Below are 25169 nucleotides of genomic sequence, written 5' to 3' on the forward strand. Positions count from 1 at the left end.
CGGTTGGGTCATGACGATGCGCGTGCGGCTGCTTTCCTGGTTCCTTCTTGCCTGTCTGCCGGTCCCCCCCGCGGCCGCGCAGGATGACCTGCTGCGCGTCGAGATGGTATCGGCCGAGGAAAGGCCCGTCGCGCTTGACCTGCAACTGTCGGGCAGCATCACCGCGACAGACAGCGTGCAGATGAGCTTTCGCCAGCCCGGGCGCGTGACCGACGTGCTGGTCGACAGGGGCGACCGGGTCCGCCAGGGCCAGGAATTGGCGCGGCTGGATTCGGTCCAGCAGGACCAGGCGCTGCGGGTGGCCGAGGCGGGGCTGGCCGCGGCACAGGCGGGTCTTTCGCAGGCCCGGCAGGCCAGCGACCGAGCCGAGGCGCTGTTGTCACGGGGCGTCGGCACCCGCGCCGCGCGGGATGATGCCCTGCGGGCCTTGTCCGAAGCGCAGGGCACTGTCGAGCGTGCGGAAAGCGGGCTTGAACAGGCCCGCCGTGCGGTCCAGGACACCGTCCTGCGCGCGCCCGAGGATGGGGTCGTGACTTCTCGCGACATGGCTCCGGGGCAGGTGGTCGGCGCGGCGCAGGTGGTGCTGACGCTGGCCGCGCTTGACGGGCTGGAGGCCGTGTTCGACGCGCCCGACCACCCCCGGCTGCACAGCGCGATGGGCCAGGCCGTGCGGCTGGAAACCATCGACATCGACCGGCCCGAGATGCAGGGCACGGTCACCGAAATCTCGCCCCTCGTGGATCCCGCGACGGGCACGGTCACCTTGCGCGTCGCGATCGCCGACGTGCCCGCCGACACCGCCTTGCTGGGTGCGGCGGTGCGGGGTCATGTGGACCTGTCGGTCGATCGCGGCATCGCGGTGCCCTGGACGGCGCTGATGCGCGACGGCGACCAGCCGGCGGTGTGGCGCGTGGATGGGGACAACCGGGTCAGCCTGGTGCCGGTGGGCATCGCGCATTTCTCGAACGGCGTGGTCTACCTGTCCAAGGGGATCGAGGCCGGCGACGTGGTGGTCGGGGCGGGATCCCAGCTTCTTTATCCCGGCCGCCAGGTCCAGCGGGCCGAGGTGCTGCCGTGATCCGCGCCCTTGTCCTGATCCTTCCGGTGCTGGTCCTGCCCTTGCAGGCGCAGTCACTGAGCCTGCCTGATTGGCTTGGTCTCGAAGGCCATGCCGAGGAAGGCGGATCTGTCCGCCCCATCGTGTCCGAGATCGTCGAGGATCGCGGACAGGACGCGCGGTGGGTGCCGGGGGTGGTTGCGTCGAAGACGCAGGTGACGATGGCCTTCCAGACGCTGGGCCGGATGGTCTCGCGCCCTGTCGACCTGGGCGACCGGGTCGAACGGGGCGACGTGCTGGCCAACCTCGCGTCCGAGGATCTGGCCGCCACCACCCGCGCCGCCGAGGCCGCCCTGGCTGCGGCCGAGGTTCAGCGCGACACCGCGCGCCTGACGCTGGAACGCACGCAGGCGCTTGCCGCCCGCAACGTCGCCACGGCCGCCCAGTTGGAACAGGCCCAACGTGCCGCCGCAGCTGCCGAGGCAGGGGCCGAGCAGGCCCAGTCGGAACTGGTCCAGGCCCGTGATGCGCAAAGCTATGCCCGCATGACCGCGCCCTTCGCGGGCGTCGTCAGCGCCGTCTACGAGGCGCCGGGCAGCGTGCTGGGGGCGGGCACCCCCGTCCTGCAGCTTTCGGCCGAGGACCAGCGGGAGGCGCTGATCGACCTTCCCGAACCCGCGCTTGCCGGGCTGCCGGCGGACGCGGTCTTCACGATCTGGCAGCTTTCGGACCCGAACCGGCAGGTCCGCGCCACGCTGGACCGGATCGACCCCACCGCCGACAGCGCCACCCGCACCCGGCGGCTTTACCTGACGCTGCCGCCCGACGCGCCCTTCCGGCTGGGCGCCCTGATCCGTGCCCGGCTGGGGACCGCCAGCGAGCCTGCGCTGATGCTGTCGTCATCGGCCATCTTCCAACGTGACGGCGCCCCCCATGTCTGGCGCGTGCTGCGCAATGGCGAAGCGGCCCACGTCGAGGCCGTGCCGATCACCCCCGCCGCCGATTTCGACGGGCGCGTCCTCGTGTCCCAGGGGTTGAACCCGGGCGACGAGGTCGTGATCCGGGGCGTCAATTCGCTGACCGACGGCCAGGCCGTCGGGGAAAGGGTCCAGCCTTGAAGGGCTTCAACCTGTCGGACTGGGCGCTGAACCACCGCAGTTTCGTGTGGTTCCTGCTGATCATCTCGCTGGTGGCGGGAACGATCAGCTATAACAACCTGGGTCGCGAGGAGGACCCGAACTTCACCATCAAGATCATGGTGATCAGCGCGGCCCTGCCCGGCGCCACGGTCGAGGAAACGCTGAAGCAGGTCACCACCCGGATCGAAACCAAGCTCGAGGAACTGGACGAGCTTTACTTCACCCGGTCCGTGACCATGCCGGGGCAGGCGGTCGTCTATCTGGAACTGCTGCCCACCACGCGCGGCCCGCAGGTGCCCGACATCTGGAGGCGCGTGCGCGAGATGATGTCGGATATCCGCCCCGAATTTCCGCAGGAATTTGCGGGCTTCCAGTTCAACGACGATTTCGGCGACGTCTTCGGCAACATCTATGCCTTCACCGCCGACGGCTACAGCCCCCGCGAATTGCGCGACCGGGTCGAACGCATCCGCAAGCAGGTGGCCGCCCTGGACGCCGCCGGCCGGACCGAGCTCCTGGGAGAGCAGTCCGAGCAGATCTACCTTGAATTCTCGGCCGCGCGGCTGGCAGCCCTGGGGCTGAACCAGCAGCAGGTCGTGGCGACGCTGGCCCAGCAGAACGCGATCGTGCCGTCGGGGGTGATCCAGGCGGGGCCGGAACAGGTGCTGGTCCGCGTGGGCGGGCAGTTCGACGACGCCGAATCCATCGCCGCCGTGAACCTGCGCGTGGGCGAGCGGTTCTTCAACCTGGGCGACGTGGCAAGCGTGCGGCGCGGCTATCAGGATCCGCCGCAATCGCTGTTCCGATATAACGGCAAGCCCGCCATCGGCCTTCAGGTCGGGATGCGCGAAGGCGAGAATATCCTTGAATTCGGCAAGGATCTGGACGCGCTGATGTCGCGCGTGGCCGCTGAGCTGCCCGTGGGGATCGAGATGGCCAAGGTTGCCGACCAGCCCCATGTGGTCGAGGATGCCGTGGGCCATTTCGTCACGGCCCTGGCCGAGGCCGTGATCATCGTCCTTGTGGTCAGCTTCATCAGCCTGGGCCTGCGCGCAGGCATGGTGGTGACCATGACCATCCCGTTGTGCCTGGCCATAACCTTCGTGATCCTGGATCTTTACGGCATCACCCTGCAGCGCATTTCGCTGGGGGCGCTGATCATCGCGCTTGGGCTGCTGGTCGATGATGCGATGATCGCGATCGAGACGATGATATCCCGGCTCGAGATCGGCGAAACGCTGGAAAAGGCCGCCAGCTATGCCTGGACCTCGATCGCATTCCCGATGCTGACGGGGACGCTGGTGACGGTTGCGGGCTTCATCCCGATCGGGTTGAACAGCTCGGCCGCGGGCGAGTTCACCTTTTCGCTGTTCGTGGTGATCGCCGTGTCGCTGGTGGTGTCCTGGATCGTGGCCGTGCTGTTCGCGCCGCTTCTGGGGGTGACCTTCCTGCGCCGCTACGACGCCCACCATCAGCCCAAGCCCGGCTGGCTGCGCCGCCGCTTCCACGGGCTGCTGCTGTGGTCGATGCGCTTCAAGTGGATCGTGATCGCCGTCACGCTGGCGTTGTTCGCCCTGTCCGTCTGGGGAATGCGTTTCGTCGAGCAGCAGTTCTTCCCCACATCGGACCGGACCGAGGTTCTGGTCGATATCGTCGAACGCCAGAACACCTCGATCGCCCGGACCCGCGAGGACATGGACCGCCTGGAACAGGTCCTGGCGGGGAACGAGGACGTCCTGTTCTGGACATCCTATGTGGGCACCGGCGCGCCGCGCTTCGTGCTGGCGATGGATGTGCCGACGCCCGGACCCTATATGGGCCAGATCGTGATCCAGACGCCCGACCTTGCGGCGCGCGACCGGCTTAAGGCGCTGTTGATGGACAAGGCGGCGCGCGAGTTTCCGGGCGTGGACATCTATGTGAAGAACCTGGAAATCGGGCCGCCGGTCGGCAAGCCGGTGCAATACCGCGTCAGCGCCCCCGATGCGGATGTCGCGCGGGACACGGCCCGCCGCCTGGCGGCGGTGCTGGCCCGCGAACCCCGGCTGCGCGGCATCTCGATGGACTGGAACGAGCCTGCGCGCGTGGTGCGGCTGCAGATCGACCAGGACCAGGTACGGCGGCTGGGCCTGACCAGCCAGGACGTGGCCGACACGCTGTCGGCGCTGTTCTCGGGCCAAGTCATCACCCAGTTGCGCGACGACATCTTCCTGATCGACGTGGTCGGGCGGGGGCAGGCCGAGGACCGCACCTCGATCGAATCGATCCGCAACCTGGAACTGCGGCTGCCGAATGGCGAGGGGACGCCGCTATCCTCGGTCGTGTCGCTGGACTATGCGACCGAACAGCCGCTGATCGCGCAGCGCAACGGACTTCCCACCGTCACCGTCAAGGCCGACGTGGCGACCAGGGACCAGCCCGCCACCCTGGTCAGCGCGCTTGCCCCCGCGGTGGCCGAGTTCCAGGCGAGCCTGCCCTCGGAGGTGACGATCACGGTGGGCGGCACGGTCGAGACTTCGGCCGACAGCCAGGAACCGATCGCGGCCGTGGTGCCGGTCATGCTGCTGATCATGGCCTTCCTGGTCATGGCGCAGATGCAAAGCTTCCGCTTGTCGCTGATCGTCTTTGCCGCAGCACCCCTGGGCCTGATCGGCGTGGTCGCGGTGCTGGTGCCCTTCGGCGTGCCGATGGGCTTTGTCGCGATCCTGGGCATCCTGGCGCTGATCGGCATCCTGATCCGCAACTCGGTCATCCTGGTCCACGAGATCCAGGAACTGCTGCACAAGGGCCGCAGCCAGTGGCAGGCCGTGTTCGAGGCGTCGGACAGCCGCGCCCGTCCGATCCTGCTGACGGCGGCGGCTGCCTCGCTGGCGCTGATCCCCATCTCGCGCCAGGTGTTCTGGGGACCGATGGCATTCTCGATGATGGGCGGCATCATCGCAGGCACGCTGATCACGCTGGTCTTCGTGCCGGCGCTGTATTGCGCGGTAATGCGGGTCAAGCCGGATCCGGACGGCCGGGGCTGACCGGAAGGGCCGGTCAGTCCAGTTCGGGGAAGAACTTGTCCGAGAGGGTGAAGATCTCGGCCCCATCTGCCGTCACGCCGATGGAATGTTCGAACTGCGCCGACAGCGACTTGTCGCGGGTCACCGCGGTCCAGTCGTCGGCCAGAACCTTGGTTTCTGGCCGGCCCAGGTTGATCATCGGCTCGATGGTGAAGAACATGCCTTCTTCCAGCTTCGGGCCTTTGCCGGGGCGGCCGAAATGCAGCACGTTGGGCGGCGCGTGGAAGACCCGGCCCAGCCCGTGGCCGCAGAAGTCGCGTACCACCGACATCCCGCGCCCTTCGGCGTAAGACTGGATCGCCGCGCCGATATCCCCAAAGGTCGCGCCGGGGCGCACGGCCTCGATCCCCTTCATCAGCGCGTCATGGGTTACCTGGATCAGCCGCTTGGCCTTGATCGATGCCTTGCCGGCAACGTACATCCGGCTGGTATCCCCATACCAGCCATCCAGGATCACCGTCACGTCGATGTTCAGGATGTCGCCGTTCGACAGCACCTTGTCGCCCGGGATGCCGTGGCAGACGACATGGTTCACGCTGATGCAGCTTGCATGTTCATAGCCGCGATAGCCGATGGTGGCCGAGGTGGCGCCCAGTTCCGCAACCCGGCGGGTGATGAAATCGTCAAGGGCGCCGGTGGTGACGCCCGGCTGGACCAGCGGGCCTACCTCGTCCAGGATCTGCGATGCCACGGCCCCTGCCTTGTGCATCCCGTCGAAATCCTCGCGCGCGTGGATGCGGATGCCTTCCTTGGTGATGTGGCTCTGGTCCATCGGTGATCCTTTCATCTGGGGGCATAGATAGTCCCGCGCGGTCCCTTGTTCCAGCCCTGCACCTGCGCATAGATGCGTGGCAATACAGGTTTCAGGGGGCGGGGCAATGCAATCCGACAATCCGACGGCGGCGATCCTGGTGATCGGGGACGAAATCCTGTCAGGCCGCACGCGCGAAGGAAACGCGCATCACCTGGCGCAGGTGCTGTCCGCCACCGGCTTCGACCTGCGCGAAATCCGCGTGGTGTCTGACGATCACGACCGGATCGTGGCGGCGGTGCGGGCGCTTGATGGCAGCCTGGGCGGGGATTACGACCTGCTGTTCACCTCGGGCGGGATCGGCCCGACGCATGACGACATCACCGCCGATGCGGTGGCCGATGCGCATGGCACGGTGCTGGAGATCCACCCCGAGGCGCGCGCCCTGCTGCAGGCCCGCTGCGACCGCATGGGGGTCGAGCTGACCGAGAACCGGCTGCGCATGGCCCGCGTTCCCCTGGGCGCCACGCTGATCCAGAATGCCGTGTCCGCCGCGCCGGGCTTTTCCATCGGCAATACCCATGTGATGGCGGGCGTCCCCGAGGTGTTCCGGGGCATGGTGGACTGGCTGATCCCGCGCCTGTCTGCAGGCCGCCCCGTCCAATCCCAAAGCGTCGAGGTGCGGCGCGGCGAAAGCGACGTGGCCGAGGATCTGCGCGCGGTCGCGGCCGAGTTTCCCGACCTGTCGCTCGGCTCCTATCCCTTCCAGGATCCGACCGGCTGGGGCACGAACCTTGTGGTGCGCGGTCTGGATGCGACGCGGGTCGATCAGGCCATGACGGTGTTGAAGCAGCGGCTGGCCCTGTGATGGACGCCGCCCTGGCCCGGGCCTTCGAGGATACCTGGCCCGCCGCCGAATATGCCGATGCAGGCGGATTTCGGGTGGGACGCGGGCTTGGGGCAGGCGGCCGGGTCAGTTCGGCGCGAGCCGTTGGCCGCTGGACCAAGGGCGACATTCCGGCGGTCGAGGCCATCCATCGCCGCTGGCGGCAGCAGCCGATGTTCCGCGTCCCAGACACCGACGACGGCCTGGCGGACGCGCTTCAGGACGCCGGTTACCGCCGCGAGACACCGACCGCGATCATGCAGGCCCCTGTCGCCGCGCTGACCGGGCAGCCGATCCCCTATCTGACGACCTTCGCGATCTGGCCGCCCCTGGCGATCCAGCGGGACATCTGGGCCGCGGGCAACATCGATCCGATGCGGCAGGCGGTGATGGATCGGGTGCCCGCCCCAAAGACCGCGATCCTGGGCCGCATCGACGACCGCGCCGCGGGCGCGGCCTTTGCGGCGGTCGCGGGCGATGTGGTGATGGTCCATGCGGTCGAGGTGCTGCCCGCCTTCCGCCGCCGGGGACTTGCCGGATGGCTGATGCGCCAGGCGGCCCAATGGGCAGCGGACCACGGGGCGACCCGGATCGGCCTGGCCGTCAGCCGGGCCAATGGCGGCGCCAGGGCCACCTATGACCGGCTGGGGTTTAGCGAGGTTGCCGGATATGCCTATTACGCCAAGGACCTATAGCGCGGCGCGGATGCTGGCGGCGATCAGGGCGGGAACCTCGGGCGCAAGGCCGATGGGGTCCAGGCGCGGGCCGGTAAAGCCCGCCTGATCCAGCGCCTCGGGCAGGTCGTCCAGCACATGTTCCGCCCGAAGCGCGAAGAACGGCAGGCTGACCGCATGGTCCAGCCCCTGGGCGGCATCGGCCAGGAAGGGTTCCTGTTCCACGAAGCCGGTCACCACCCGCGCGAAATGCGGGGCGATCTGATCCGCAAGCGCGGTGGTGATGGTAAAGGACGCCTGCGACCGCTGCGACCCATGCGCCGACAGCAGCAGCGTCGTGTCCCCCGGCGCCCAGCCCTGCGCCGCCGCCGCCGCATGGGCCTGGGCCACGATCAGACCGGGCAGCGCGGGATCGGTGCCGAAGGGCCGAAGCACCCGCGCCCCGCCCGCGCCGGCCTGGGCCAGCCGGCGGGGCAACTCGGACCGCGTGAACCAGCCTTCGGCCATGAACATCGGATAGATCAGGCTGTCGTCGCCGGCCACCGCCGCAAGCGCGCCGGGCATGGCCAGCGTCGCGCCCGCGACGGCGCAGCCGGGGTCGCAGGCAGCGACGCGGGCGGCCAGATCCTCGATGGCCTGCTGCTGGGGGCCGGGATCTCCGGGCTGGCCGTGAGACACGATGACGGCCCTGCTGGTCACGGGACGCGTCATTGGCGGAAATGCCGGGCCAGGGCCTCGGCCATGGGAAACTCCTCCAAGGCCCGGGCGCGGCCTTCGGGTGACATCTTGGCGGCGGTCTTCTGGATGATGCGGTCCATCTTCTCGTCCGGGATCGCGGCCATGAAATCGCCCAGGTACCAGCGGATGAAGGTGAAGCAGATCACGTCTTCCAGGGCCTGCACCTGATCGTCGCGCTTGAGCCCCTGCTTGGTCAGCATCCTACGCGCCTGACCGATGTCGTCCTGGCCATAGCCCGCGTCGGCCATGATCCCCGCAATGCGGTCGGCATGGCGGCGGCCCTGTTCCTGGCGCCATTGCAGATAGCCCGCCCGGTCCATCGGATAGGCATCGCGCGGCAGAAGCCAGCGTTCGATATGCTGGCCCCGGCAAGCGATCCGCAACGCGTCCGAGGCCTGGGGGAAAAGGTGCTGCTGCTGTTCCGTCATCCGCTGCCCGTAAAGCAGGTTCGCGGGCTTCCCGTCGTCCAGGTTCGGATCCCGGGCATTGGCGGCGTCGATGGCCTGGAAGGCATGGTCAAGGCGTGTGGTCATGGTGTTGTCCCTTTTGCCGCAGTTTCACCCGCTGGCGCACCGGCCTGCAAGCGGCTAGATCGCCCTGCATGACCGGATGGATCGAATACGCGGCCGCATGGGCCTGTTTTCTGGGCGCGCACCTGGTCCCCATGCTGCCCGGCCCGCGCGCCCGGCTGGTGGCCCGGCTGGGGCGGCGGGGATACCTGGCCGCATTCAGCCTTTTGTCGATCGGGCTTTTGTTCTGGCTGATCCTGGCGGCGGGGCGGGCGCCTTACGTCCACCTGTGGGACCAGCCGGGCTGGAGCCGCTGGCTGGTCAACATGGCCATGCCGGCGGCGATCCTGCTTGCCGCGCTGTCCCGCGGCATGTCGGGGCTGGTGACGGCCTTCGCCCTTTGGGCCGGCGCGCATCTGGTGGCCAATGGCGATCTGGCCCATGCGGTCTTCTTCGGCGGGATGGGGGTCTTTGCGGTGTCGGGGCTGGCGCGGTCAGGGCTGCCAAAGGTGTTCCGGGTCACATGGCGGCGGATCCTGCTGGCGGTGCTGGTCTGGGCGGCGCTGCTGCATCTGCATCCGCTGCTGATCGGCGTGTCGCCCTTGCCTGCCTGACGGCAATCGATAACCGGGGGCGCTTCGCCTCCACCCGGGCCTGCCAGACCCTTCCTTGCTGAAGAAGGTCCAATGGACCTTTTTCCGGGCGCTCGGAAGCCCAAGGATATTTGGACCAAAGTGAATCAGGTCAGGCGGAAGCCGTCGGGGATTGCGTCCTGGCCGTCCAGGATCAGATCGGCCATTACCTGCGCGATCTTGGGCGCCATGCCGAAGCCGATCTTGAAGCCGCCATTGGCGACGTAATGGCCCGGGCGGCCAGGCCAGGGCCCCAGGATCGGGGCGCGGCTGCGCGCGCGGGGCCGGGCGCCCGCCCAGCGGTCGATCACCGGGGCGTCGCGCAGTTGCGGGCAGATCGTGCGGGCCTTGGCGATCAGCCCGTCGATCTGGTCGTCCGGGTCGAGATGGTCGTAGTCGTTCTCCGAGGTCGAGCCGACAGCCACCGTGCCGTCGGCATGGGGCACGATATGCAGCGCCTCGGCGAAGATCTGCGGCGCGTCTGGCGCGGCGTATCGCAGCAGCGCCGACTGGCCCTTGACGCCCTTTCCGATTGGTCGCCCAAGATCGCGCGACAGATCCGCAAGCCCCTCCGTCCCGGTCGTCCAGAGGATCGGGCCTGCGGGGTCGCCTGGAGCCTGACCCTCGACGATCTCTCCGCCCCTGTTACGGATGGCTTGGGTAAGGGCCGCACCAGCGGCACGGGGCGCAAGGCGCGCGGTTAGCCCGTCGAAGAGCCACAGGCCCGAGGGGCTGTCTGGCACGAGGCCGCCACCCAGGGCGTCGGTCAGGCGCATGGCGCAGTCTTCGGGCCAGCGTTGCGCCGCGGCGGCGATGCGGTCCGCCAGGCGGTCCACGGCGGCGGCATCGGCCACGGGTTGCAGTCGGCCCGTGCGTCCGTAGCCGGTGGGCAGGTTCGCGGCCTCTTCGACCCCTGCCCAGAAGCCGGGGGCCATCAGCAGGCTGTCCAATTGGAAGGCTTTCTTGGGATTCCAGTTTTCCGGCGCATGGGGGGCAAGCGCGCCGACATGGCCGCCGGATGATCCGGCGCCGATCCGCCGCGCCTCGATCAGGCGGACGCGCGCACCGCGGCGGGTCATCTCCCATGCGCAGCTCAGGCCGAAGATGCCGCCGCCGATGATCGTGACGCTTGTCAAGGCATGTCCCTTTCCCCTAGCTGCGGGCATGAGCGCGTTACCCGATCCCGACCCCGCCCGCCACCCGCAGCTTGACTGGCGCGAGGGCGGCATCCCCGTGTCCACCCGCTTTGACGATCCCTATTTCAGCCTGGGCGGCGGGCTGGCCGAGACGCGCCACGTGTTCCTGGACGGCAACGACCTGCCCGCGCGGCTGCGGCCCGGCTTTCACGTGGCGGAACTGGGCTTCGGGACCGGGCTGAACTGCCTGGCCCTGGCGCAGGTGGCGGCGGTTCCGGTGACGATGACCAGCTTCGAGGCATGGCCGATGAGCATCGCGCAGCTTGAACAGGCCCATGCCGCCTTTCCCGAACTGGCCGACCTTGCCGCCCCGCTTCGCGCAGGCTGGGGGGGCGATGAGATCCAGGTGGGCCAGGTCCGGCTGCGGCTGGTGATCGGAGATGTCGCGCAGACCTTGCCCGATTGGCAGGGCAGGGCGGATGCCTGGTTCCTGGACGGCTTTTCCCCCGCCAAGAACCCCGAGATGTGGCGTGACGAGATCATGGTCCATGTCGGGCGCTGCACCGCTGCGGGGGGCACATTCGCCACCTATACCGCCGCAGGCGGCGTGCGCCGCGCCCTGGCCGAGGCCGGGTTCGAGGTCAGCCGCCGCCCCGGTTTCGGTCGCAAGCGGCACATGAGCCTGGGGCGAAAGCCCTAGCGACCCACGCGCGGGATGCGGCTGGGGCCATAGACGGCCTCGGGATGCGGAGGGCAGCCGTGGGTGCGCGCCCAGAAGCCGGGCCCGCCCAGGTGCAGGAAGCGCGGCAGGGCAAGGATCGCGCCGGCCAGAAAGCCGCCCGCATGGGCCCAATAGGCCACGCCGCCCGTATCGCCGGGCGTTGTGTAGCCGCCGAACAGCTGGATCGCCAGCCAGACCCCCAGCACGACCCAGGCGGGCAGGGTGAAGATCTTGAAGAAGACGATGAAGATCGCAAGGATATCGACCTTGGCGCGCGGGAACAGCAGCAGATAGCCTCCCATCACGCCCGCGATTGCGCCGGACGCGCCGACCATCGGGATGGGGGACAGCGGCTCGGCCACGATCTGGGCCGCGGCGGCGAACAGTCCCGCGGCCAGGTAGAAGACCAGGAAGCCCATGTGGCCCAGTTGTTCCTCGAGGTTGTCGCCGAAGATGTACAGGAACAGCATGTTGCCCAGGATATGCATGATCCCGCCATGCAGGAACATGTGGGTCAGAAGCCCCCACATCAGTTCCCCGTTGACCACCGCCAGCGGATAAAGCGCCAGCCGCACCCACAGCCATTCTCCGCCCTGCACGACCGGCAGGGTCAGAAGGAACATCGCGATATTGGCCGCGATCAGGCCATAGGTGACCAAGGGGCGCTGCTGCGAGGGGTTGTGATCGCGGATCGGAAACACGGGCCTCAGCCGCCCGCGTTGGGGATCAGGCCGATGCGTTCCCGCCCCTCGGGGTCGACCAAGGCGATGCCGTCGGCGCTGCGGCGGGCGGCGGTGATGCTGCCCAGGGCCATGCCGAAGCGGGTCTCGGCCATCATGCGGTCAGGCTCTGCGCAGGCCATGCGGGTCATCACGGTGCCGCTGACGGTCATCGCGCCGCCGCTTTGGGTCAGCTGCCCGCTGTAGCGGTTGCAGGGCGCGCGGCCGGTGACGCGGCCGCCCTCGCCCACGTCCAGGGTGACGCCGGCGGGGGCGGGGGTGCCATCGATGCGCGCCACGGTGAAGCTGCTGCCGGGCCGCAGCATGGACACCGACCGTTCGCCTGCGTCCTGGCAGGCGGCAAGCGAGGCGGTGGCGGCAAGAACGGCAAGGGTGCGGGACAGCATCGGAACCTCCTGGATCGGTGGGGCAGCATCGCGCGGCGGGGCAGGCGGCGCAAGGCCGGACCTGTTCGGCGCATCGGTGCTGCGCTAGCATCCTGCCGAATCAAGGGGAGAGCCAATCCGATGACCACCATGACCGACCGCAAGAATGCCGCGATCTCTCGCGGGGTGGGCATGACGACGCAGATCTATGCCGAGCGTGCCGAGAACGCCGAGATCTGGGACAAGGACGGCAACCGCTATATCGACTTTGCCGCAGGGATCGCGGTGGTGAACACCGGCCACCGCCACCCCAAGGTGGTCGAGGCTGTAAAGGCGCAGCTGGACCGCTTCACCCATACCTGCCACCAGGTCGTGCCCTACGAGAACTATGTCGCTCTTGCGGAACGGCTGAACAGCCTGGTCCCGGGCGATTTCGAAAAGAAGACGATCTTCGCCACCACCGGCGCCGAGGCGGTGGAAAACGCCATCAAGATCGCCCGCCATTATACCGGCCGCCCCGGCATCGTCAGCTTTGCGGGCGGGTTTCACGGGCGCACCTTCATGGGCATGGCGCTGACCGGCAAGGTGCAGCCCTACAAGGCGGGCTTCGGGCCGATGATGCCCGATGTCTGGCACCTGCCCTTCCCGAACCCCTTGCACGGCGTGTCCAAGGAAGACGCGCTGAAGGCGCTGCAGCAACTGTTCAAGGCCGATCTGGAACCGGCGCGCGTGGCCGCCATCATCGTGGAACCCGTGCAGGGCGAAGGCGGGTTCTACGAGGTGCCGCAGGGCTTCATGGCGGAACTGCGTGCGCTGTGCGACCACCACGGGATGCTTTTGATCGCGGACGAGGTGCAGACCGGCTTTGCCCGCACCGGCAAGCTGTTCGCGATGGAGCATCACGGCGTCGCCGCCGACCTGGTGACGATGGCCAAGGGGCTTGGCGGCGGGTTGCCCATCAGCGCCGTGACCGGCCGGGCCGCCGTGATGGACAGCCCCCATCCCGGCGGCCTCGGCGGCACCTATGCGGGCAACCCTTTGGGGGTTGCCGCGGCCCATGCCGTTCTGGACGTGATCGAGGAAGAAGGCCTTTGCGACCGCGCCACCCGCCTGGGCCAGCGGCTGAAGCAGCGGCTGGCGGCAGCGCGCGACCAGATCCCCCAGATCGCCGACATCCGCGGCCCCGGCTTCATGAACGCGGTCGAGTTCAACCTGCCCGGCAGCGACAGCCCCAACCCCGACTTCACCAACAAGGTGCGCGAGGAGGCGCTGAAGCGCGGCCTGATCCTGCTGACCTGCGGCGTCTACGGCAACGTGGTCCGCTTCCTGGCGCCGCTGACGATTCCGGATGCGGTGTTCGAGGAGGCGCTGGACATCCTGGACGAAAGCCTGCTGGCGGCGCGGGGGTAGGTGGGATCGGGTGCATGGCGGGCATCATCCGGGATATGCTTGCAGACCCGGACATCATGTTCATCCTGGTTGCTGCCTTGGGTCTGACGATGCTCACGGGGCTTGTTGCGATGTTCCTGCCCGACCGCTTTTGCGGCGGATGGTTGTCAATCATGGCGGTGGTGCAACTGGGGTTGGGGTTGTCACTGGCTTGGGCGCACGCCTTACGTGAAGGCCCGGCTGGCGACATCAGCTATGCTCTTATGACATTCCTTTCTGCACCTGTGGTCATTGGCGGGCTGTGTGCCGCATTCATGCGGCTTGGGATCTGGATTTTCTCTCGCCGCGACGGCCGAGAGTGGCCATAAGAACTCTGATCCAAAGTCCTATCTGTAGGATGGGGTTGTACCCACCGCAGCGGTCCGGCAAGCAGGCGATGCAAACCCTCCTGTCTGCCAGAGTGCGGGCAGGCATTTTCGCCTTGTTCTTGACCAAGGGCGATTGTCTTTAGGGCGCAGCCCGATCAGGAACGCAAGGAACAGCTTTATGGCGGAACGCAAGTGCATCGGGGTGATCCTGGGGTCGATCCGGGAAGGGCGCATCAACGACCGCGTGGCCTTCTGGGTGATCCGCCAGCTGGAACACCACGGCTTTGCCACGCGCACCATCGACCCCGCCGATCCCGGCCTGCTGCCGGTGCAGACGGGCGATCCTGCGGCCATCCAGCGCCTGCGCGAGCGGATGGCGGACCTCGACGGCTTCGTCATCGTGACGCCCGAATACAATCACGCCGAGCCGGGCCCCCTGAAGACCCTGATCGATTCGGTCACTGCCGAATGGTGGGCGCGGCCCGTGGGGCTGATCGGCTATGGCGGCATCTCGGGCGGGTTGCGCGCGCTCGAGGCATTGCGCATCATCCTGGCTGAACTGCACACGGTCGCCTTGCGCGACACGGTCAGCTTCACCTCGCCCTGGCGCAAGTTCGACGAACTGGGCCATATCACCGATGCCAATGACGCGGCCGCCGCCGAAGCCGCGATGGCGGTCTTTGCGCATCGGCTGGACTGGTGGGCCGATGCCCTGGCCCATGCGCGCCATGCCAAGCCCTATGATCCCCGGGATGACGGCTGATGGACCGGCTGCTGTCCGACCCGCGCAGCTGGGGGCTGATGCTGGCGGCGATGCTGACGGTGATGTCGAACGCAACGATCACCCCCTCGCTTCCGGGGCTGGAGGCCGCCTTCGCCGATGACCCGCTGGCCCCGACCATCACCCGCCTGCTGATCACGGCGCCTTCGCTGCTGGTGGCCGTTGTCGCGCCGCTGGCGGGGGTGCTGACCGACCGGCTGGGGCGCCGCCGCCCGCTTCTGTGGGGGCTGGTGATCTATGCCGTGGCGGGAACGGCGGGGCTGTATCTGCCCACGATCGAGGCGATCCTGGCCAGCCGCCTGGCGCTTGGCCTGGGTGTTGCGCTGATCATGACCGCGCAGGCGGCGCTGATCGGGGATTACTTCGACGGCCCGGCGCGCGGGCGCCTGATGGGATACCAGATGGCCTCGACCAATCTGGGCGGTCTTCTTTTCGTGACGGCCGCAGGCGCCCTGGCGGCAAGCGATCCCCGGCTGCCCTTTGCGATCTATGCGCTTGCGGTGCCGCTGTTTCCGCTGCTGTGGCGGATCCTGCCCGAGCCGCCGCGCTTGGGCGGGCGCGGGCACGGTGTGCTGCCGGACCTGGCCGCCGATCCCGGCTGGCGGATGGTCGCGGGCGTCATGGCGGGCGCGGCCGGGCTGACCTTCGTGATCTTCTATGCCGTGCCCACGCAACTGCCCTATCACCTGGGGGGCATCGGGCTGGACGATCCGCGCCATGCCGGGGCGGTGATGGGGGCGATGATGGCCTCGGCCGCGGTGATGTCGGTCGTGTCGGGGCTGATCCGGCTGGGGCGGATCGCCACGCCGGTCACGGGCTATGCCTTGCTGACCTTGGGCTTTGCGGCCATCGCCCTGGCGCAGTCGCTGGCGATGGCCATGGCGGGCGCCGCGCTGATCGGCGCGGGCCTGGGCTTCTGCATCCCCACCTTCATTACCGCCGCGCTGAACGCGTCGCCTGCGCGTTATCGCGGGCTGGTGTCGGGTCTGATCACCTCGGCCATTTTTCTGGGGCAGTTCCTGTCGCCTCTGGCATCGACGCCGCTGGTGGCCCATCTGGGTTATCCGGGGGCGTTTCTGGCCGGGGCGGCGGGCTTCGTCATCCTGGCCCTAGCGCTTGTCGCGATGCTGCGGCGCCAAGCCCCGGCGGTGCAGGTGAAAAGGATTTCGGAATGAGTGCGATCATCCAGATCGAGAACCTCTCCAAGCAGTATGACAGCGGCACCAAGGCCCTGAGCGACGTGTCGCTGGATATCCACGAAGGGGAAATCATCGCCCTTCTGGGACCGAACGGGGCGGGCAAGACGACGCTGATCTCGGTCATCTGCGGACTGGTGGTGCCGACCGGCGGAACGGTCCGCGTGGGCGGGCACGACATCCGCACCGACTGGCGCGCGGCCCGTAAGCTGATCGGGCTTGTCCCTCAGGAAATCGCGCTTGAGCCCTTCGAGAAGGTCATCAACTGCGTCCGCTTCACCCGCGGCCTTTACGGCGAGGCGCCGGACGAGGCCTATGTGGAACAGGTGCTGCGCAGCCTTGCCCTGTGGGACAAGCGCGACGCCATGACGCGCGAATTGTCGGGCGGCATGAAGCGGCGCGTGCTGATCGCCAAGGCGCTGTCGCACCGGCCGAAGGTGCTGTTCCTGGACGAACCCACCGCCGGGGTCGATGTGGCCCTGCGCCGCGAGATGTGGGAGGTCGTGGACCAGCTTCGCCGCGAGGGCGTGACCATCATCCTGACCACCCATTACCTGGAAGAGGCCGAGGAAATGGCCGATCGCGTCGGCGTCATCAACAAGGGCCAGCTTCTTCTGGTCAGGCCCACGGCCGACCTGATGGGCGAGTTCGGCAAGAAGACCCTGACGGTCGAACTGATCGAGCCCCTGGCGGCCATTCCCGACGCGCTGTCCGATCGCGGTCTGCGGCTGTCGGCGGACGGGCGGTCGCTGGCCTATGAATATGACACGCGTGCCGACCGGACCGGCATTGCGCGGCTGCTGGGCGATCTGGCGGGGCAGGGGATCATGGTGCGCGACGTGTCCACGCGGCAATCCAGCCTTGAGGAAGTGTTCATGACGCTGGTCGCCGAACCGCGTCAGGAGGTGACGGCATGAACGGTATCAACTGGCCCGGAGTCTGGGCGATCTTTCATCACGAGATGACGCGGTTCTTCCGCACGATCATGCAGTCCCTGCTGTCGCCGGTCGTGTCCACGGTCCTGTATTTCGTGGTCTTCGGCGCGGCCATCGGCGGACGAATCCAGTCGGTCGAGGGCGTGGAATACGGCGCCTTCATCGTGCCCGGCCTGATGATGCTGACGATCCTGCAGCAATCGGTCAGCAACGCGAGCTTCGGTATCTACTTCCCCAAGTTCAGCGGCACGATCTATGAATACCTGGTTTCGCCCGTGGGCTGGATCGAGGTGACGCTGGGCTTCGTGGGCGCGGCCGCGGCCAAGGCGGTGCTGATCGCCCTGGTGATCCTGCTGACCTCCTTCTTCTTCGTGGGCGTCCATATCCTGCATCCGCTCTGGATGCTGGCCTTCCTGGTCCTGACCGCCCTGGGCTTCAGCCTTCTGGGCTTCATCATCGGGCTATGGGCGAAGAGCTTCGAGCAGTTGCAGATCGTGCCGATGATGGTGATCACGCCCCTGGTGTTTCTGGGCGGCGCGTTCTACTCGGCGGACATGCTGCCGCCATTCTGGGAAGGCGTCGCCAAGCTGAACCCGGTCCTTTACCTTGTGTCGGGCTTTCGCTGGTCCTTTTTCGGCCTTGCGGATGTGCCGGTCGGCGTGTCGCTGGTCGCGGTCGCGCTGATGATCGCGGTCTGCTGCGCGGCGATCCGCTGGATCTTCGCGACGGGCTGGCGGCTGCGCGAGTGAACCCTGCCGCACCAGGCTGTCGCAGATGCGGGCCTGGCGATCCAGCCGGACATATTCGCGGGCGCTGATGATGTTCATGTCGATCGACCGGTTCCAGCCGCCGAACCAGCGGTCGCGGATCCCGCCCCGGTAATAGTTGCCCATGATCTGGTCCACATAGGGCGGGATGATCTGCGTGTTGGGCAGGCGCGGCGCGTGGAAGCCGATGCGGGCCTTCGGTCCCAGGCAGGCATTGGGCATGGTCGTCAGGATCGTGCAGGCCGACCGGCAGTATCCCCGGATCCGAACCGTCTTGCCCGACCGGGCAAGGCGTTCGCGCAACTGCACCATCTGCAGCACATTGCCGCCGCGGTGGTTTTCCACATCGATGAAGCGCCCGCGCTCGACGATATTGGCGTGGATGGCGGCGGGGGCCACGGCCATCAGAGCCGCGGCAAGGGTCAGGATCAGGCGAAATCGTGTCATGGGGCCATCTTGCCGATTGGTCGCGCAGGGGAAAATCACGTTCAGGCGACGGTGCGATCCGCCGCCTGGCCTTCCAACGTCAGCCCAGGCCCGCGGGTTGCGCCATCACGATATCCGCCAGCACCATCGAGCCCAGAACCAAGCCGATCACGATCCATCCGCCGATCTTTTTCATGGCCCTGATGATGGGGACGGCCGGAGTTCATGAAAAGCACGGATTTGCTTGATCGCGCGATTGTGGGGGTGGGGCCGTCTCTCCTCTTTTCTGGCGGGACCGAATCACCTATTTGCGGCGGATGCACATGAACCCGCCCGACCTGCGCCCCGACCTGGCCCGCGCCCGCATTTCCGATGACAGCCTTCTGGGGCGCCGCGAAGGCCAGCCGACCATCGGCATGGTCAGCCTCGGCTGCCCCAAGGCGCTTGTGGACAGCGAACGCATCCTGACCCGCCTGCGGGCCGAGGGCTATGCGATCAGCCCCGACTACAAGGGCGCGGACGCGGTGATCGTGAACACCTGCGGCTTCCTGGACAGCGCCAAGGCGGAAAGTCTGGACGCCATCGGCGAGGCGCTGCGCGAGAACGGCAAGGTCCTGGTCACTGGCTGCCTGGGGGCGGAACCCGAATACATCACCGGCGCTCATCCCAAGGTCCTGGCCGTCACCGGGCCGCACCAATACGAGGCCGTGCTGGACGCGGTCCATGCCGCCGTGCCCCCGCAGCCCGATCCCTTCATCGACCTGCTGCCCGCATCGGGCGTCAGCCTGACGCCGCGCCATTACAGCTATCTGAAGATTTCGGAAGGCTGCAATCACAAGTGCAAGTTCTGCATCATCCCCGACATGCGCGGCCGCCTGGTCAGCCGCCCGGCCCATGCCATCGTCCGCGAGGCGGAAAAGCTGGTGCAGGCGGGCGTCAGGGAGTTGCTGGTCATCTCGCAGGACACCAGTGCCTATGGGCTTGACCTGCGGCACGCGACGGACCGGGGCCACCGCGCCCATATCACCGATCTGGCGCGCGATCTTGGTTCGCTGGGGGCCTGGGTGCGGCTGCATTATGTCTATCCCTATCCCCATGTGCGCGACCTGATCCCGCTGATGGCGGAAGGGCTGGTGCTGCCCTATCTGGACATCCCCTTCCAGCATGCCCACCCGGATGTGCTGCGCCGCATGGCCCGGCCCGCCGCCGCCGCAAAGACCCTGGATGAAATCGCCGCTTGGCGTGCGATCTGCCCCGACATCACCCTGCGGTCCACCTTCATCGTCGGCTATCCCGGCGAGACCGAGGCCGAGTTCCAGACCCTGCTGGACTGGCTGGACGAGGCGCAACTGGATCGCGTCGGTGCCTTCCAGTATGAAAACGTCAAGGGCGCGCGGGCCAACGACCTGCCCGATCATGTCCCGCCCGAGGTCAAGCAGGACCGCTTCGACCGCTTCATGGAAAAGGCCCAGGCCATTTCCGAAGCCAAGCTGGCCGCCAAGGTCGGGACGCGCCTAGAGGTGATCGTGGACAGCGTGGACGGCGACGGCGCCACCTGCCGCACCAAGGCCGACGCGCCGGAAATCGACGGCAATCTGTTCATCGACGAAGGCTTCGAGACCCTGAAGCCGGGTGACATCGTGACGGTGACCGTGGACGAGGCGGGCGAATACGACCTGTGGGGCCGCCTGTAGAGGCTGCCACCTTGGCGGTGGCGGCGGGCGGATCTGTCCGCTACAGGGTATCGGGAACAGCGAAACCCTGACCGGAGGCCGGTTTGACAAGCGCGTCCGACGATCTTCTGGCCACCGCAGGCGCGGCCCGGTTCGGCACGGTCCTGGCCGACCCGCCCTGGCAGTTCCAGAACCGCACCGGCAAGATGGCCCCCGAGCACAAGCGCCTGTCGCGTTACCCGACGATGACCCTGGACGAGATCTGCGACCTGCCGGTCAAGGCAGTCGCCGACGCACGGGCCCACCTGTACCTCTGGGTTCCCAACGCCCTGCTGCCCGAGGGGCTGAGGGTGATGGACGCCTGGGGCTTCACCTACAAGTCGAACCTGATCTGGTACAAGACCCGCAAGGACGGCGGCCCCGACCGGCGCGGCGTGGGCTTCTATTTCCGCAACGTGACCGAGATCCTGCTGTTCGGCACGCGCGGCAAGGATGTGCGCACGCTGGATCCCGGCCGCAGCCAGGAAAACATCATCGCCACCCGCAAACGCGAACACTCGCGCAAGCCGGATGAGCAATATGACCTGATCGAGGCCTGTTCCTGGGGTCCCCGGCTTGAAATGTTCGCCCGCGGGCCGCGCAAGAACTGGACTGTCTGGGGCAACCAGGCCGAGGATTACCGGCCCGACTGGCCCACCTATTCCAACCACTCGCAAAGCAGCCTGGTGAGGGCGCCGTGAGCAGCCTGGGCACGGTCATGGATCCCGCGGGCCAGCCGCGCAAGCCCGGCGCGCTGTGCATCGGCGCGCAAAAGGCGGGAACAAGCTGGCTGGCGCAGATGCTGGGCCAGCACCCGCAGATCTGGATCCCTCCGTTCAAGGAGGTGCAGTATTTCAACCACCTGTTCATCCCCGAACATCGCAGATGGATCGACTGGCATTACCGCCAGAAGCCCCAGGAAATCCGCGACCGTCACGCGAAACGCGGCATCCCGGTTCCGCCGGAACTGGATGTCTATCTGAACGGCGTCACGCGCGGGAAGATGTTCCACAACCAGTGGTACAAGCGCGTCTTCGCCCCGGCGCCGCCCGTCGCGATGCCGATGGACTTCACGCCGGAATATTCGACCCTGCCGGACGAGGGCGTGGATCATGTCGCGGGCTTCCTGCCCAAGGCCCGTGTCATCTACCTGATCCGCCACCCGGTCGACCGCGCCGTGTCGCAACTGCGTATGAACCTCGCGCGAGAGAGGCGCCGCCCGGAAACGCTGGCCGACTGGATGGCGGAAATCGACAACCCGGTGCTTTACGACCGCGGCGACTACGCCACCTACCTTCCCCGCTGGCAGGCGCGATATCCTGACATGCTGGTCCTGCCCTTCGGCCGCATCGCCCGCGACCCGCAAGGGGTGATGGATACGGTCGAGGCTTATCTGGGCATCGGGCCCTGGCTGTATTCCAACATCGCCGAAAAGGTCTTCGCCAGCCGCAATCCCGTCCAGCCGCCGCCCGAGGCTCTTGCCGCGCTAGAGGACCGCATGGCCCCGCAACTGGCCTTTCTGGCCGACCACCTGGGCGCGGATTTCGTGGCCCGGACGCGCTGACCTTTCGCAGCGCCGCGCTTTCCCCTAAATAGCACCCAAAGTTTGCAGGAGATTCCGATGGCGTCCTATCAGTTCGTCTACCACATGGACGGCGTGTCCAAGACCTATCCCGGCGGCAAGAAGGTGTTCGAGAACATCCACCTGAACTTCCTGCCGGGCGTCAAGATCGGCGTGGTGGGCGTGAACGGCGCCGGTAAATCCACCCTTCTCAAGGTGATGGCCGGCCTCGACAAGGATTTCCAGGGCGAGGCCTGGGCTGCCAAGGGCGCCAAGGTCGGCTATCTGTCCCAGGAGCCCTGGCTGGATCCGCAGCTGAACGTGCGCGGCAACGTCATGGAGGGCGTCAAGGCCAAGCAGGCCAAGCTGGACCGCTATAACGAACTGGCGATGAACTATTCCGACGAGACCGCCGACGAGATGGCGCGTCTCCAGGACGAGATCGACGCCGAGAACCTGTGGGAACTGGACAACCAGGTCGATATCGCGATGGAGGCGCTGCGCTGCCCGCCCGACGACGCCGATGTCGAAACGCTGTCGGGCGGCGAGCGCCGCCGCGTGGCGCTGTGCAAGCTGCTGCTCGAGGCACCCGACATGCTGCTGCTGGACGAACCGACCAACCACCTGGACGCGGAAACCATCGCCTGGCTGCAAAAGCACCTGATCGACTACAAGGGCACGATCCTGACCGTGACCCACGACCGCTATTTCCTGGACGACATCACCAGCTGGATCCTGGAACTGGAACGCGGCCGGGGCCTGCCGCATGAGGGCAACTATTCCAGCTGGCTGGAAGCCAAGGCCAAGCGCGTCGCCCAGGAAGCGCGCGAGGACAAGGCCAAGCAGAAGGCCATGGAAAAGGAACTGGAATGGATCCGCGCCGGCGCCAAGGCCCGGCAGGCGAAATCCAAGGCCCGGATCTCGGCCTATAACAAGATGGCCGACGAATCGGTCAAGGACCTGGTCGGCAAGGCCCAGATCGTCATCCCGCACGGCCCGCGCCTTGGCGGCAAGGTGCTGGAGGTCGAGGGCCTGAAGAAGCACATGGGCGACAAGCTGCTGATCGAGGATCTGTCCTTCAGCCTGCCGCCCGGCGGCATCATCGGCGTGATCGGCCCCAACGGCGCGGGCAAGTCCACGCTGTTCAAGATGATCACCGGCCAGGAGGCGCCAGACGAGGGCACCATCACCGTGGGCGAGACGGTGAAGATGTCCTATGTGGACCAGTCGCGCGACAGCCTGGACCCGGAAAAGACCGTGTGGGAGGAAATCTCGGGCGGGGCCGAGGTGATCGAACTGGGCGACGCTCAGGTCAACAGCCGCAACTATGTGGGCTCGTTCAACTTCAAGGGCGGCGACCAGCAGAAGAAGGTGGGCCTGCTGTCGGGCGGTGAACGCAACCGCGTCCACATGGCCAAGCTGCTGAAGTCAGGCGGCAACCTGCTGCTGCTGGACGAACCGACCAACGACCTGGACGTGGAAACCCTGCAGGCCCTGGAGGCCGCGATCGAGAACTTCGCCGGCTGCGCGATCATCATCTCGCACGACCGCTTCTTCCTCGACCGGCTGTGCACGCATATCCTGGCCTTCGAAGGGGACGCCCATGTCGAGTTCTTCGAGGGCAACTTCGAGGATTACGAAAAGGACAAGGTCCGCCGCCTGGGCCCGGACAGCATCGAGCCGAAGCGGGTGAAGTACAAGAAGTTCACGCGCTAAGGCGGAAGGCGGGCTTAGACCCCGCCGGCAATGGGATGCACGCAACGCCCGCGGGCGTTGCGCGTTCTTCAGGCGTTGACCGGCGGCTTGCCGGGGCAGTTTGAACCGCCCCGGGTTTACCGGAGAGTTTGTGGTTCAATGATTAGGCTGCTTTTTCGGCTGCGTTCAAGCTTGCGTAGAAGGCCTCCTCTGCTTCGTTCGGCGTGACGTAACCGATGGCGCTGTGCAGGCGCGTCTTGTTATACCAGTCGACCCATTTCAAGGTTTCCCATTCGACCTGACCGACGGACTTCCAGGGTCCGAGGAACTTGATGACCTCGGTCTTGAACAGACCAATGATGCTTTCCGCGAGGGCATTGTCATAGGAGTCCCCGACGCTGCCGACCGAGGTGTCGATGCCTGCCTCAGCCAGCCGTTCGGTATATCGGATCGACAGGTATTGGCTGCCTCGATCACTATGATGGATCAGCTTGTCAGTCTCGGATGGGGTCCTCTGGCAGATAGCCTGGTTCAAAGCATCCAACACGAAACCAGTCGTCATCGAGCTCGAGACGCGCCAGCCGACGATCTTCCGGGCGAAGACGTCGATGACGAAGGCAACATAGACCATGCCCTGCCAGCTTGAGACATAGGTGAAGTCGCTGACCCATAGCTGGTTCGGCATGTCCGCAACGAAGGCCCGGTTCACCTTGTCGTCTGGGCAAGGCTGAGCCGCATCGGGGTGGGTCGTGATGACCTTCTTGCCACGCACAACGCCTTGCAATCCCATCGCCTTCATCAGCCGCTCCACCGTGCAGCGGGCGATATCGTGCCCTTCGCGGCGTAATTGGTGCCAGACCTTGCGCGCGCCATAACGGCCCCGGCTGCCATCGAAAACCTCCTTGATGGCAGCCATGTCGAGGCGATCCTGCCTGGCCCGATCCGACGCCAGATCGGGATTACGCTCGACGGCCTTGAAGGCATGATAGGTCGATGGTGCGATCCCCAGAACCCGGCAGATCGGCCCGACACCATGGACACAACGGTGATCGTCGATGAACGCGATCATTTGCGGAAGGGGCGGTCGAGCTCCGCCGCTGCGAAATACGCACTGGCCTTCTTCAGGATCTCATTGGCCTGGCGCAGTTCACGGACCTCGCGCTCCAGTTCCTTGATCCGGTCCTTCTCCGCGCTCGTCAGACCGCCGCGCTGACCGGCATCACGTTCGGCCTGCTGGCACCAGACGCGCAGGCTGTCGGGCGAACAGCCAAGCTTCGGCGCAATCGCCCTGTAGGCGGCCGTGTCGCTCGCGTAGTCGCCGCGGTTCTCTCGGAAAAGTCGAACACCGCGTTCGCGAAGCTCGGCCGGATAGGCGGGGGTGAATCTCGGCTTTGACATAGGGCTCATCCTTTGAGTGTTTTACTCTCCGGTAAACCCGGGGCGGTTCAGTTGGCCAGGATCAGCGTCGTGGCCGGGCCTGCGGTCTTGTCCGTCGTCGCCGGTGCGTCGGCGGCAAGCACGGGTGCCGCCAGCAGGCAGGCGGCCAGGGTGGTGAGGGCAAGTCTGGGCATGCAGTCTCCTTTCCTGTTGGAACAAGGCAAGCCTGCGGCCGAATCGAGCCGCGGCAAACACACAGCCGCGTTACCGAACCTTGCCCGTCCAGCCCGGCGGACGCTTGCCGACCCAGTCGAAGAAGCGCCGCAGGTCTGGATGCGCACGCAGCGCCTCGACAGTGGCATAGTTGCGCGCCAGTTCGGTTTCGCCCAGCGTCTTGTGGATCGTGCGATGGCAGACGTGATGCAGCAGCACCGTCTCGCCACCCTTGCCACCGCGCAGCTTAGGGACCAGGTGATGCCGGCTTTGCGGCACGCCGGGCGGGATCGGGCGCAGGCACAGGGGGCAATTGGGATCATCGGGCATGGGCCG

Annotated in this window: 26 protein-coding genes and 1 other annotated feature; of the genes, 17 read left to right on the plus strand and 9 right to left on the minus strand. The window is 67.0% G+C overall.

The window, feature by feature from the left end:
* Positions 1 to 10 precede the first annotated feature (10 nt).
* The 3 genes from FIU66_RS01775 to FIU66_RS01785 are packed head-to-tail and all read left to right on the plus strand — an operon-like array spanning position 11 to position 5222.
* Positions 11 to 1078 (plus strand): efflux RND transporter periplasmic adaptor subunit, encoded by a 1068-nt coding sequence (locus FIU66_RS01775; protein ID WP_167621110.1) that lies wholly within the window; start codon positions 11 to 13, stop codon positions 1076 to 1078.
* The gene (locus FIU66_RS01780; RefSeq protein WP_167621111.1) at positions 1075 to 2175 is read left to right on the plus strand and encodes an efflux RND transporter periplasmic adaptor subunit; all 1101 of its coding nucleotides are present in this window, start codon (positions 1075 to 1077) and stop codon (positions 2173 to 2175) included. Before FIU66_RS01775 ends, FIU66_RS01780 begins: the two co-directional genes overlap by 4 nt.
* Complete coding sequence (locus tag FIU66_RS01785) at positions 2172 to 5222, plus strand: efflux RND transporter permease subunit (protein ID WP_167621112.1); 3051 nt, start codon at positions 2172 to 2174, stop codon at positions 5220 to 5222. The genes FIU66_RS01780 and FIU66_RS01785 overlap by 4 nt, the downstream gene beginning before the upstream one ends.
* Positions 5223 to 5235: 13 nt before the next feature.
* Here FIU66_RS01785 and map read toward each other — a convergent pair whose 3' ends face one another.
* Positions 5236 to 6033 (minus strand): type I methionyl aminopeptidase, encoded by a 798-nt coding sequence (gene map, locus FIU66_RS01790; protein ID WP_167621113.1) that lies wholly within the window; start codon positions 6031 to 6033, stop codon positions 5236 to 5238.
* Between the two features lie 106 nt (positions 6034 to 6139).
* On the opposite strand from map, the gene FIU66_RS01795 reads away from it, so the two are divergent.
* Together FIU66_RS01795 and FIU66_RS01800 are read left to right on the plus strand one after the other, a co-directional pair.
* Positions 6140 to 6880: a molybdopterin-binding protein gene (locus FIU66_RS01795; protein ID WP_167621114.1), complete on the plus strand. Its 741-nt coding sequence runs from the start codon at positions 6140 to 6142 to the stop codon at positions 6878 to 6880.
* The gene (locus FIU66_RS01800; RefSeq protein WP_167621115.1) at positions 6880 to 7593 is read left to right on the plus strand and encodes an N-acetyltransferase; all 714 of its coding nucleotides are present in this window, start codon (positions 6880 to 6882) and stop codon (positions 7591 to 7593) included. Before FIU66_RS01795 ends, FIU66_RS01800 begins: the two co-directional genes overlap by 1 nt.
* Here FIU66_RS01800 and FIU66_RS01805 read toward each other — a convergent pair.
* Both FIU66_RS01805 and FIU66_RS01810 read right to left on the minus strand, forming a co-directional pair.
* On the minus strand, positions 7588 to 8283 hold the full coding sequence (locus FIU66_RS01805; protein WP_167621116.1) for a CbiX/SirB N-terminal domain-containing protein: 696 nt from the start codon (positions 8281 to 8283) through the stop codon (positions 7588 to 7590). The two genes, FIU66_RS01800 and FIU66_RS01805, sit on opposite strands and share 6 nt — an antisense overlap.
* A complete protein-coding gene (locus FIU66_RS01810; protein ID WP_167621117.1) occupies positions 8280 to 8843 on the minus strand; it encodes a DUF4202 domain-containing protein in 564 nt (187 codons plus the stop codon). The genes FIU66_RS01805 and FIU66_RS01810 overlap by 4 nt, the downstream gene beginning before the upstream one ends.
* 68 nt (positions 8844 to 8911) lie before the next feature.
* Here FIU66_RS01810 and FIU66_RS01815 point away from each other — a divergent pair, with 68 nt between their 5' ends.
* Positions 8912 to 9433 (plus strand): NnrU family protein, encoded by a 522-nt coding sequence (locus tag FIU66_RS01815; protein ID WP_167621118.1) that lies wholly within the window; start codon positions 8912 to 8914, stop codon positions 9431 to 9433.
* 125 nt (positions 9434 to 9558) lie between these two features.
* On the opposite strand, the gene FIU66_RS01820 is transcribed toward FIU66_RS01815, so the two are convergent.
* Positions 9559 to 10617, minus strand: a complete 1059-nt coding sequence (locus FIU66_RS01820) for an FAD-binding oxidoreductase (protein WP_167621119.1) — start codon at positions 10615 to 10617, stop codon at positions 9559 to 9561.
* Here FIU66_RS01820 and mnmD point away from each other — a divergent pair.
* Complete coding sequence (gene mnmD, locus FIU66_RS01825) at positions 10616 to 11287, plus strand: tRNA (5-methylaminomethyl-2-thiouridine)(34)-methyltransferase MnmD (protein WP_201281076.1); 672 nt, start codon at positions 10616 to 10618, stop codon at positions 11285 to 11287. The two genes, FIU66_RS01820 and mnmD, sit on opposite strands and share 2 nt — an antisense overlap.
* Here mnmD and FIU66_RS01830 read toward each other — a convergent pair.
* Positions 11284 to 12009: a rhomboid family intramembrane serine protease gene (locus FIU66_RS01830; RefSeq protein WP_167621121.1), complete on the minus strand. Its 726-nt coding sequence runs from the start codon at positions 12007 to 12009 to the stop codon at positions 11284 to 11286. The genes mnmD and FIU66_RS01830 overlap by 4 nt on opposite strands.
* 5 nt (positions 12010 to 12014) lie before the next feature.
* The gene (locus tag FIU66_RS01835; RefSeq protein WP_167621122.1) at positions 12015 to 12434 is read right to left on the minus strand and encodes an META domain-containing protein; all 420 of its coding nucleotides are present in this window, start codon (positions 12432 to 12434) and stop codon (positions 12015 to 12017) included.
* Positions 12435 to 12554: 120 nt separating this feature from the next.
* On the opposite strand from FIU66_RS01835, the gene FIU66_RS01840 reads away from it, so the two are divergent.
* The 10 genes from FIU66_RS01840 (at position 12555) to ettA (ending at position 23264) form a co-directional block, all read left to right on the plus strand.
* On the plus strand, positions 12555 to 13823 hold the full coding sequence (locus FIU66_RS01840) for a 4-aminobutyrate--2-oxoglutarate transaminase (protein ID WP_167621123.1): 1269 nt from the start codon (positions 12555 to 12557) through the stop codon (positions 13821 to 13823).
* A 14-nt stretch (positions 13824 to 13837) separates the two neighbouring features.
* On the plus strand, positions 13838 to 14170 hold the full coding sequence (locus FIU66_RS01845) for a hypothetical protein (RefSeq protein ID WP_167621124.1): 333 nt from the start codon (positions 13838 to 13840) through the stop codon (positions 14168 to 14170).
* A 178-nt stretch (positions 14171 to 14348) separates the two neighbouring features.
* Positions 14349 to 14933 carry an NADPH-dependent FMN reductase gene (locus tag FIU66_RS01850; RefSeq protein ID WP_167621125.1) on the plus strand — a complete coding sequence of 195 codons (585 nt, stop codon included), beginning with the start codon at positions 14349 to 14351 and terminating at the stop codon, positions 14931 to 14933.
* Positions 14933 to 16126 (plus strand): MFS transporter, encoded by a 1194-nt coding sequence (locus tag FIU66_RS01855; protein ID WP_167621126.1) that lies wholly within the window; start codon positions 14933 to 14935, stop codon positions 16124 to 16126. The genes FIU66_RS01850 and FIU66_RS01855 overlap by 1 nt, the downstream gene beginning before the upstream one ends.
* Positions 16123 to 17064 carry an ABC transporter ATP-binding protein gene (locus FIU66_RS01860; protein WP_167621127.1) on the plus strand — a complete coding sequence of 314 codons (942 nt, stop codon included), beginning with the start codon at positions 16123 to 16125 and terminating at the stop codon, positions 17062 to 17064. Before FIU66_RS01855 ends, FIU66_RS01860 begins: the two co-directional genes overlap by 4 nt.
* A gap of 5 nt (positions 17065 to 17069) precedes the next feature.
* Positions 17070 to 17831, plus strand: coding sequence for an ABC transporter permease (locus tag FIU66_RS01865; RefSeq protein ID WP_370528953.1), 762 nt, complete (start codon positions 17070 to 17072; stop codon positions 17829 to 17831).
* Between the two features lie 761 nt (positions 17832 to 18592).
* On the plus strand, positions 18593 to 19969 hold the full coding sequence (gene rimO, locus FIU66_RS01870) for a 30S ribosomal protein S12 methylthiotransferase RimO (protein WP_167621129.1): 1377 nt from the start codon (positions 18593 to 18595) through the stop codon (positions 19967 to 19969).
* Between the two features lie 83 nt (positions 19970 to 20052).
* Entirely contained in the window at positions 20053 to 20688 is a 636-nt protein-coding gene (locus FIU66_RS01875) for an MT-A70 family methyltransferase (RefSeq protein WP_167621130.1), read from the plus strand.
* Positions 20685 to 21551: a sulfotransferase gene (locus tag FIU66_RS01880; RefSeq protein WP_240544714.1), complete on the plus strand. Its 867-nt coding sequence runs from the start codon at positions 20685 to 20687 to the stop codon at positions 21549 to 21551. Before FIU66_RS01875 ends, FIU66_RS01880 begins: the two co-directional genes overlap by 4 nt.
* 57 nt (positions 21552 to 21608) lie before the next feature.
* A complete protein-coding gene (gene ettA, locus FIU66_RS01885) occupies positions 21609 to 23264 on the plus strand; it encodes an energy-dependent translational throttle protein EttA (protein ID WP_167621131.1) in 1656 nt (551 codons plus the stop codon).
* 142 nt (positions 23265 to 23406) lie between these two features.
* On the opposite strand, the gene FIU66_RS01890 is transcribed toward ettA, so the two are convergent.
* From FIU66_RS01890 to FIU66_RS01895, 3 genes are all read right to left on the minus strand, one after another.
* Positions 23407 to 24641 (minus strand): IS3 family transposase gene (locus tag FIU66_RS01890; protein WP_370528908.1). Its coding sequence is split into 2 segments (ribosomal slippage): positions 23407 to 24341 and positions 24341 to 24641, totalling 1236 coding nucleotides; the frame shifts between segments, so codons are not numbered across the junction.
* Positions 24238 to 24354 (minus strand) — a sequence feature (AL1L pseudoknot). Its footprint overlaps the gene before it by 117 nt.
* Before the next feature lie 47 nt (positions 24642 to 24688).
* Positions 24689 to 24814: a hypothetical protein gene (locus FIU66_RS18245; RefSeq protein ID WP_255432304.1), complete on the minus strand. Its 126-nt coding sequence runs from the start codon at positions 24812 to 24814 to the stop codon at positions 24689 to 24691.
* A gap of 70 nt (positions 24815 to 24884) precedes the next feature.
* Positions 24885 to 25163, minus strand: a complete 279-nt coding sequence (locus tag FIU66_RS01895; RefSeq protein ID WP_167621133.1) for an HNH endonuclease — start codon at positions 25161 to 25163, stop codon at positions 24885 to 24887.
* Between the last annotated feature and the right edge of the window lie 6 nt (positions 25164 to 25169).

It is taken from the genome of Paracoccus sp. AK26 (genome assembly GCF_011801365.1).
In the GTDB taxonomy this organism is placed as follows: domain Bacteria; phylum Pseudomonadota; class Alphaproteobacteria; order Rhodobacterales; family Rhodobacteraceae; genus Paracoccus; species Paracoccus aerius.

Bases quoted from the DNA above. Each gene is read 5' to 3' on its own strand.
- FIU66_RS01895 (WP_167621133.1), bottom strand. From the start codon at position 25,163: ATGCCCGATGATCCCAATTGCCCCCTGTGCCTGCGCCCGATCCCGCCC.
- FIU66_RS01815 (WP_167621118.1), top strand. From the start codon at position 8,912: ATGACCGGATGGATCGAATACGCGGCCGCATGGGCCTGTTTTCTGGGC.
- FIU66_RS01805 (WP_167621116.1), bottom strand. From the start codon at position 8,283: ATGACGCGTCCCGTGACCAGCAGGGCCGTCATCGTGTCTCACGGCCAG.
- FIU66_RS01775 (WP_167621110.1), top strand. From the start codon at position 11: ATGACGATGCGCGTGCGGCTGCTTTCCTGGTTCCTTCTTGCCTGTCTG.
- mnmD (WP_201281076.1), top strand. From the start codon at position 10,616: ATGAGCGCGTTACCCGATCCCGACCCCGCCCGCCACCCGCAGCTTGAC.
- FIU66_RS01855 (WP_167621126.1), top strand. From the start codon at position 14,933: ATGGACCGGCTGCTGTCCGACCCGCGCAGCTGGGGGCTGATGCTGGCG.
- FIU66_RS01835 (WP_167621122.1), bottom strand. From the start codon at position 12,434: ATGCTGTCCCGCACCCTTGCCGTTCTTGCCGCCACCGCCTCGCTTGCC.
- FIU66_RS01820 (WP_167621119.1), bottom strand. From the start codon at position 10,617: ATGCCCGCAGCTAGGGGAAAGGGACATGCCTTGACAAGCGTCACGATC.
- FIU66_RS01845 (WP_167621124.1), top strand. From the start codon at position 13,838: ATGGCGGGCATCATCCGGGATATGCTTGCAGACCCGGACATCATGTTC.
- FIU66_RS18245 (WP_255432304.1), bottom strand. From the start codon at position 24,814: ATGCCCAGACTTGCCCTCACCACCCTGGCCGCCTGCCTGCTGGCGGCA.
- FIU66_RS01840 (WP_167621123.1), top strand. From the start codon at position 12,555: ATGACCACCATGACCGACCGCAAGAATGCCGCGATCTCTCGCGGGGTG.
- FIU66_RS01795 (WP_167621114.1), top strand. From the start codon at position 6,140: ATGCAATCCGACAATCCGACGGCGGCGATCCTGGTGATCGGGGACGAA.
- FIU66_RS01800 (WP_167621115.1), top strand. From the start codon at position 6,880: ATGGACGCCGCCCTGGCCCGGGCCTTCGAGGATACCTGGCCCGCCGCC.
- map (WP_167621113.1), bottom strand. From the start codon at position 6,033: ATGGACCAGAGCCACATCACCAAGGAAGGCATCCGCATCCACGCGCGC.
- FIU66_RS01810 (WP_167621117.1), bottom strand. From the start codon at position 8,843: ATGACCACACGCCTTGACCATGCCTTCCAGGCCATCGACGCCGCCAAT.
- rimO (WP_167621129.1), top strand. From the start codon at position 18,593: ATGCACATGAACCCGCCCGACCTGCGCCCCGACCTGGCCCGCGCCCGC.
- ettA (WP_167621131.1), top strand. From the start codon at position 21,609: ATGGCGTCCTATCAGTTCGTCTACCACATGGACGGCGTGTCCAAGACC.
- FIU66_RS01850 (WP_167621125.1), top strand. From the start codon at position 14,349: ATGGCGGAACGCAAGTGCATCGGGGTGATCCTGGGGTCGATCCGGGAA.
- FIU66_RS01860 (WP_167621127.1), top strand. From the start codon at position 16,123: ATGAGTGCGATCATCCAGATCGAGAACCTCTCCAAGCAGTATGACAGC.